The following is a 1,966-nucleotide window of genomic DNA, read 5'->3' on the forward strand; positions in this document are numbered from 1 at the left end:
GGCAGGGGTCGGACCCGGGCGTGCGGCGAGCCGGGGGGTCGAAGGCACTCCCGCCGGTCTCCCGCCGACCCGTCGGGTTCACCACGACGCTGCCGGAGCCGGCGCGGCGGTCCGCCCGGTCAGCCGGTGAGCGCCGCCGACACCAGCGGCGCGAGCCGGTCGGCGATCTTGCGGTGCCCCTGGTCGTTCGGGTGCACGTTGTCCGTGGTGTCGGTGGCCTCCACGATCCAGCCCGTGGTGTCGACGAACCGCACCTTCGGGTCGTTGACGATGCGCACCGCCGCCTGCGTCTCGGGGATGTAGCGCTTGCGGAAGGTCTGCATCGCCAGCACCGTGGCGTTCGGGTACTTCTGCCGCGCCCGCTGGATCAGCGTCACGTAGGCGCTCTGGAACTGCGCGCCGGACACGCTGTGGCCGACGTCGTTGGTGCCGAGGTTGATCACCACGACGGTCGCGGCGTACCGGGCGAAGTCCCAGTCGGTGTTGTTCGTGATCCCGGTCTTGAGGAACCGGTCGCTCATGCCGATGCAGCCGTCGGCCGCGGAGACCAGGCACGCGCCGCCCACGGCGACCTGGGTGTGGCCCACGCCCAGCCGCTCGCCGACCAGCCAGCCGTAGGCCGTCAACGCCTGCTTGGACGACTGCTGGCCCACGGTGATGGAGTCGCCGACGAACTCGACGACCTCGTCCGGCACGGTCGGGGCGAACGTCACCGCGCCGGGGTCCAGCTCGACGCCCCGGTAGACCGCGTCACCGCGGTAGGAACCGGCGACCGGCCGGTAGGACACGCGCACAGTGTGGTTGCCCGCGGCCAGCGGCGTGGGGGTGAGGTCCACCGTGCCGCTGCGGTTGACGTAGGACACGTCGGGACCGCCGTCGATGCTCACGAAGAAGTCGATGGCGTTGCGCTGCTTGAGCTTCACCGTGCGGCCGGTGAAGCCGACGACCACGTACGCGCCCGCCCACTCCGACACGTACGCGGTGGGGTCGGCGGTGTTCCAGCGCCCGAAGAACTTCACGTTCGGGTCGGTGGGCGCGCCGGTGCCGCCCGGCGCGCCGGCGCCGAGGCGGACGAGTTGCCATTGCTGGTTGGCGCCGGTGGTGATGTCGTACTGGGAGACGCGGGCGTTGTCGGCGGTGGAGCGTTCCCACACGTCCAGCGCCTTGCCGCTGTTGCGGTTGACCAGGCGGACGTGGCCGCCGTCGGTGTCGACCAGGCCGAACTGCTGGTGGGGGGCGTTGCGGTCGGTCCAGGCCACGACCTGCGCGCCGTTGGCCGTGGACGCCGACGCGACGTCGAGCACCTTCCCGCCCAACCGCGACCGCAACCGGTAGAACCCGCCCCCGGAGTCCACGAACTGGAACTGCTGCGCCACCGAGTCCGTCCGGGTCGCCTGCACCACCGCGGCCCCGTCCTCGCCCGACTGGACCTGCATGGCCTTGCCGCTGTGCCGGGCGACCAGCACGTAGGCGGCCGAGGTGTCCACCGTCGCGGCCACCGCCGGCGGTCCCACCGCCGACACCGCGGCCACACCCAGGACGACCACCAGGGCCGACCGCACGACCGCGACGCCTGACGACACTGTCATGTGCGTGCCTTCCTCACCAGAAGCGGCACGGCGGACCAGCCGCCGCAGGGGAACCCTCCGCCGCGAAGAGTTGCGCCGCACCCATGACCCGTCAACGGCCGCATCTCGTATGGAAGATCGCGTCGAACGCATTCGACCGCGAACGCGAAAGCCCGCGATCCAGTCCTCTGTGGACCAGCGACACACGTGTCACGGCCCGGCAACGGCGGAATCCCGCCAAAGGGCGGACGCCGGGTTCCCGCCACTCGCCCGGCCGAACGCGTTCCACCCCACGCCCGGCGCACATCCGATACGTTGGCCTGCGCCGGGCCCGGGGGGGGGGGGGGGCGGCCCCGCCCCCCCCCCCCCCCCCGCGGAGGGGGGGGGCGAGGGCGCGC

The 1,966-nt window shown here is 72.7% G+C and carries 1 protein-coding gene; it reads right to left on the reverse strand.

The annotated features are described in order from the left end of the window. Window positions 1-119 precede the first annotated feature (119 nt). Window positions 120-1,589: an RICIN domain-containing protein gene (locus ACFXGA_RS35760; protein ID WP_378096030.1), complete on the reverse strand. Its 1,470-nt coding sequence runs from the start codon at window positions 1,587-1,589 to the stop codon at window positions 120-122. Window positions 1,590-1,966: the final 377 nt, after the last annotated feature.

Origin of the sequence: Actinosynnema sp. NPDC059335 (assembly GCF_042752395.1) — a bacterium.
GTDB lineage: Bacteria > Actinomycetota > Actinomycetes > Mycobacteriales > Pseudonocardiaceae > Actinosynnema.

Excerpts from the sequence above, each read along its gene's own strand:
- ACFXGA_RS35760 (WP_378096030.1), bottom strand. The coding sequence starts at position 1,589 with ATGACAGTGTCGTCAGGCGTCGCGGTCGTGCGGTCGGCCCTGGTGGTC.